We start from the raw sequence: 5,690 nt of genomic DNA, 5'->3' as shown, positions 1-5,690 counted from the left end.
GGAGAAAGCCGCCAGCGAGCCAGCCAAGGCCGAGGCACCTGCCAAAGCTGACGCGCCGGCAGCCAAACCCGCCGCTGCTGAAGCCCAGGCGCCTGCTGCCGCTGCCCCGGCAGCCGCCAGCAACGCCAAGGTCCACGCCGGCCCTGCCGTACGCCAGCTGGCCCGTGAATTCGGTGTCGAGCTGGGCGCCGTCAGCGCCAGCGGCCCGCACGGTCGCATCCTCAAGGAAGACGTGCAGGTTTACGTCAAGGCGATGATGCAGAAGGCCAAAGAGGCCCCGGCCGCTGCTGCTGGCGCTACCGGTGGCGCGGGCATTCCGCCGATCCCGGTGGTGGACTTCAGCAAGTTCGGTGAAGTCGAGGAAGTCGCCCTCACCCGCCTGATGCAGGTCGGTGCTGCCAACCTGCACCGCAGCTGGCTGAACGTGCCGCACGTCACGCAGTTCGACTCGGCTGACATCACCGAGCTGGAAGCCTTCCGCGTCGCGCAGAAAGCCGTTGCCGAGAAAGCCGGCGTCAAGCTCACCGTGCTACCGCTGCTGCTCAAGGCCTGCGCCTTCCTGCTCAAGGAAATGCCAGACTTCAACAGCTCGCTGGCGCCAAGCGGCAAGGCGATCATCCGCAAGAAATACGTCAACGTCGGTTTCGCCGTGGACACCCCGGATGGCCTGCTGGTCCCTGTGATCAAGAACGTCGATCAGAAGAGCCTGCTGCAGCTGGCTGCCGAGGCTGCGGCCCTGGCCGAAAAAGCCCGCACCAAGAAGCTGTCGGCCGACGACATGCAAGGCGCCTGCTTCACCATCTCCAGCCTCGGCCACATTGGCGGCACCGGCTTCACGCCGATCGTCAATGCGCCGGAAGTGGCCATCCTGGGTGTTTCCAAGGCCACTATCCAGCCGGTCTGGGATGGCAAGGCCTTCCAGCCCAAGCTGATGCTGCCGCTGTCGCTGTCCTATGATCACCGTGTGATCAACGGCGCTGCCGCTGCGCGCTTCACCAAGCGTCTGGGCGATGTGCTGACCGACATCCGCACGCTGCTGCTGTAATGCTGCAACGGCGGCGACCGGGCTGACCGGTTACCGCCGACACTGCTTTAGCGAGCTGCCACGCTCGTACCTCAACCCCGCCTTCTGGCGGGGATTTTTTTTGCCGGGGAATCATTCGTTCCGCGCCATGCGCCCGCCGACAGACAGCACCCGGCGCGGCACATGGCCGCTTGCCAGCTCCTGGCACAATGATGCAACCTTGCCAGACGCCCTGCCAACAAGGCTGCCCCCCTGAAGTGAGTCCTCGATGAAAAGCCAACCCGATGCCGCCAGCCGTACGGTGGCCGAGGTCGTCACGCAATTGCCGGTGCCCTCGCGGCTCGGCATGTTGCGTTTCGAGCGGCTCAACGAAGCCAACTGGGCCATGCTCTACCTGGATCCTGCCTGCGAGCGCGCGCTCGGCCTGGCGGCCGCTGAACTCTGCGCCATGATCGGCTCGCCGTTTGCCAGCTTCATGGAGCCCGAAGCCCGCTATCGCCTGCACGACGAGATCCAGCTGCAGCTCGCCGGGCGCAGCCATTACCGGGTGCGCTACACCTTGCACAGCCAGCCGGGCCCCCTGCGCGTGCTGGAAATCGGCGAAGTGTTCAAGCAGCACAACCGCCAGTTGCTGCGCGGCTATCTGACCATTCTCGATGACCAGCAGGACGACCCGGACCTCGACGCCCAGGCCCTGGAAACCCGCAACAACCGTCTGCAACTGGCCTTGCAACTGAACCAGCGCGCCCAGCAGGACCAGCTCGAGCAGCTCGAACGCGTGCGTGCCCAGCAAGACCTGATCCTGCGTCTGGCGCGCCAGCGCTACAGTTCAGGCAACTCGCTGCTCGAAGCCGCCGAGCTGATCACCCGCACCGCCTGCGAAATCTACAAGGTCGACTCGGCGAGCATCTGGCACCTCAACGAACAGCGCCTGGAACCGATCAGTGCCTGGCACCGCGCTGACGCGCAGCACAGGCTGCTGGCGCCGATCGATGCCAGCCGCTTCCCCGACTACCTCGATGCGCTGCACACCAGCCGCGCCATCGATGCCCATAACGCCAGCCATGACCCACGTACCCGCGACCTGGCCGGCACACTGTTCGCCGAAGACAACGCCATGCTCGACGCCAGCATTCGCGTCGATGGGCAGGTGGTGGGCGTGCTGTGCCTGGAGCAGACCGCCCAGCCGCGCGCCTGGCAGTCGGACGAGATTGCCTTCGCCGGCGAGCTGGCCGATCAGTTCGCCCAGGTCATCACCAACCACAGACGACGCACGGCTGCCAATGCCCTGCACCTGTTCCAGCGCGCGGTGGAACAGAGCGCCAGCGCCTTTCTGCTGGTCAACCGCGACGGCGTGGTGGAGTACGTCAACCCGAGTTTCACCGCCATCACCCAGTACACCACCGAGGAAGTGCAGGGTCGCCACGTCAGCGAGCTGCCTGCGCTGGAAAACCTCAGCGACATCCTCTTCGCTTCGCCGTCGAGCCTGGACATCGGCAACAGCTGGCAAGGCGAGTTCAGGAGCCGGCGCAAGAGCCTGGAACCCTACTGGGGGCAACTGTCGATCTCCAAGGTGTACGGCGATCATCGCGAGCTGACCCACTACATCGGTATCTACGAAGACATCACCGAGACCAAGCTGGCGCAACAACGCATCGAGCGCCTGGCCTACACCGACAACCTCACCAACCTGGGTAACCGCGAGGCGTTCATCCGTAGCGTGGAGCAACGCTTCGCGCGCCAGGACGCCAGCCCGATCTGCCTGCTGCTGGTGGACATCGACAACTTCAAACGAATCAACGACAGTCTCGGCCATCACACCGGCGACAAGCTGCTGATCAGCCTGGCGCGCCGCCTGCGCAACAGCCTCAATACCGCCAGCACCCTGGCGCGCCTGGCCAGCAACGAGTTTGCCATGCTGCTCGACGACACCAGCATCGAAGACGGCCAGCACCTTGCCCAGCAGCTGTTGCGCACCCTGGACAGGCCGATGTTCGTCGACAACCAGCTGATCAACATCACAGCCTCGGTGGGCCTGGCCTGCGCACCCCTGCACGGCAGCGACCCGCAGACCCTGATGAAGAACGCAGGGCTCGCCTTGCACAAGGCCAAGGCCAACGGCAAACACCAGCTGCAGGTCTTCACCGAGGTGCTCAACGCCGAGGCGAGCTACAAGCTGTTCGTCGAAAATAACCTGCGCCGCGCCTTGGCCCAGAACGAGCTGGAGGTGTTCTACCAGCCCAAGCTGTGCCTGCGCAGTGGTCGGCTGCTCGGCCTGGAAGCCTTGCTGCGCTGGAACCACCCGGAGCGCGGCATGATCCGCCCCGACCAGTTCATCAGCGTGGCGGAAGAAACCGGACTGATCATTCCCATCGGCAAGTGGGTGCTGCGCGAATCCTGCCGCATGACCCGCCAGTTGCAAGAGGCAGGTCTGGGCACCTTGCATGTCGCGATCAACCTGTCGCCCAAACAGTTTTCCGATCCGGAGCTGGTCAGCTCGATCGCCAGCATCCTCGAGCAGGAAGCCGTGCCGGCGCACCTGCTGGAACTGGAGCTCACCGAAGGCCTGCTGCTCGAAGCCACCGATGACACCCGCCGCCAGCTCGACGAGCTCAAGCAGCTGGGCATGACCCTGGCCATGGACGACTTCGGCACGGGCTACTCGTCGCTGAGCTATCTGAAGAAGTTTCCCATCGACATCATCAAGATCGATCGCAGCTTCATCAACGAAATCCCGGTCAATCAGGACGACATGGAGATCACCTCGGCGGTGATTGCCATGGCCCACAACCTCAAGCTCAAGGTCGTGGCCGAGGGCATCGAGACGCCGGAGCAACTGACGTTCCTGCGCCGGCACCGCTGCGATGTGGGCCAGGGTTATCTGTTCGACCGGCCGATTCCGGGCCGGGAGCTGGCCGAGCGGCTGCTGCGCTACCCGCGCGGGCCGGTGGTCTGACCGCCACGCCGGGCTCAAGCGTCATGCAAGCCCTGCAAGCGTGCTCGCGCGGCGAACCGGTCCCTCCTGTAACGCGCGTAAAAGCCCTCAAATCTCCTCCACCCAGTCTGGTGGCCTGACAGCGCCATTGCGCTCGGGCACTATAGGAAACCTGTCGCGGGCAAGCTCATCGGTTCAACAGTGGCTGCCCCGATGCACTCGCGAAAACCTTCATCACCGCACAACCCCTGAGGTACAGCCATGGTCCTGCGTTCGGAAATTCTGGTGAACAAAAACGTCCTGCCTACCGCTGAACAGGCGCTGCCTGGGCGCGAGACGCCCATGGCATTGCCTGAAACTCACTATGTCTTCAAAGAAACCCCGCTGCTCGGCCCGTTCTTCGACGATGTCGATTTCGCGATCTTCGGCCTGGGCTGCTTCTGGGGTGCCGAGCGGCGCTTCTGGCAGCGCGAAGGCGTGGTCAGTACCGTGGTCGGTTACGCCGGCGGCAACACGCCGAACCCGACGTACGAAGAGGTCTGCTCCGGCCTGACCGGCCACACCGAAGTGGTCCTGGTGGTCTTTGACAAGGCCAAGGTCAGCTACCGCGAACTGCTGGCGATGTTCTGGGAACTGCACAACCCGACCCAGGGCATGCGCCAGGGCAACGATGTCGGCACCCAGTACCGTTCGGCCATCTACTGCACCAGCCCTGAGCAGGTGGAACAGGCCGAGGCGAGCAAGGCCGAGTACCAGGCCGAGCTGGACAAGGCCGGCTTCGGCGCCATCACCACCGAGGTGGCACAAGCACCGACCGTGTATTTCGCCGAGGCCTATCACCAGCAGTACCTGGCCAAGAATCCGCAGGGCTACTGCGGCATCGGCGGCACCGGCGTGTGCATGCCCCCCAGCCTGCAAGGCAACTGAGCCATGACGACGATGACCCTGTTTCACTCGCCGCTGTCGCCGTTCGTACGCAAGGTCATGGTGGTGTTGCACGAGACCGATCAAGTTGAACGTGTGAGCCTGCATCCGGTGAACATCAGCCCGGTTCAAGCGGACGCGCAGCTCAACGTGGACAACCCCATCGGCAAGATCCCGGCCCTGCGCCTGGCCGATGGCACGGTGCTGCATGACAGCCGGGTGATCTGCGAGTACCTCGACCAGCAGCACGTCGGCCTGCCGCTGCTGCCCCGCGAAGGCTCGGCCCGCTGGCGGCGCATGACGCTGGTCTCGCAGGCCGATGCGATTCTCGATGCAGCGGTGTCGAGCCGTTACGAAGTGGCGCTACGCCCGGAGGACAAACGCTGGGATGGCTGGCTCGAAGCCCAGAGTGAAAAGATCCGGCGCAGCCTGGCCAACCTGGAGCAGGAACATCTGGCCGAACTGGCATCCGGCTTCGACCTGGCGGCGATCGGCCTGGCCTGTGCGCTCGGCTACCTCGACCTGCGCCAGCCTGATTTCGGCTGGCGGGAACGGCAACCCGGGCTGGCAGCCTGGTATGCCGAAGTGTCACAACGGCCGTCGATGCTGGCGACGGTGCCGGTGCTCTGATCATCGTTCTGCGCGGGATGCGGGCAAGGATGAGCCTGCGAATGCATCTGCGCTGAAGGGGATCGGCCCTGCGTGGCGGTGAGTCGCGATGGGCGGCGCAGCCGCCCCAATGGCTGTGATCGCGGTCTGTCTGGCAGTACGCGGCGCCTGGGTCAGGCCGGCTGCGCCGGCCATCGC

At 64.7% G+C, this 5,690-nt stretch carries 4 protein-coding genes; all 4 read left to right on the top strand.

Annotated elements, in window-relative coordinates; genetic code table 11:
- Positions 1–1,045, top strand: a 1,045-nt coding sequence (locus RT028_RS19785; protein ID WP_312937110.1) for a 2-oxo acid dehydrogenase subunit E2, incomplete at its 5' end; no start/stop codon positions are given.
- Between the two features lie 247 nt (positions 1,046–1,292).
- On the top strand, positions 1,293–3,980 hold the full coding sequence (locus RT028_RS19780; protein WP_312937108.1) for an EAL domain-containing protein: 2,688 nt from the start codon (positions 1,293–1,295) through the stop codon (positions 3,978–3,980).
- Between the two features lie 240 nt (positions 3,981–4,220).
- Entirely contained in the window at positions 4,221–4,886 is a 666-nt protein-coding gene (gene msrA / locus RT028_RS19775; RefSeq protein WP_312937106.1) for a peptide-methionine (S)-S-oxide reductase MsrA, read from the top strand.
- Between the two features lie 3 nt (positions 4,887–4,889).
- Positions 4,890–5,513, top strand: coding sequence for a glutathione S-transferase (locus RT028_RS19770; protein ID WP_312937104.1), 624 nt, complete (start codon positions 4,890–4,892; stop codon positions 5,511–5,513).
- Positions 5,514–5,690: the final 177 nt, after the last annotated feature.

This window comes from Pseudomonas sp. (assembly GCF_032058845.1).
In the GTDB taxonomy this organism is placed as follows: Bacteria; Pseudomonadota; Gammaproteobacteria; order Pseudomonadales; family Pseudomonadaceae; genus Aquipseudomonas.
This window is presented reverse-complemented; position numbering and strand designations above follow the sequence as displayed.

What these genes read in the sequence shown, in the direction of transcription:
- RT028_RS19780 (WP_312937108.1), top strand. Translation starts at nt 1,293, where the DNA reads ATGAAAAGCCAACCCGATGCCGCCAGCCGTACGGTGGCCGAGGTCGTC.
- msrA (WP_312937106.1), top strand. Translation starts at nt 4,221, where the DNA reads ATGGTCCTGCGTTCGGAAATTCTGGTGAACAAAAACGTCCTGCCTACC.
- RT028_RS19770 (WP_312937104.1), top strand. Translation starts at nt 4,890, where the DNA reads ATGACGACGATGACCCTGTTTCACTCGCCGCTGTCGCCGTTCGTACGC.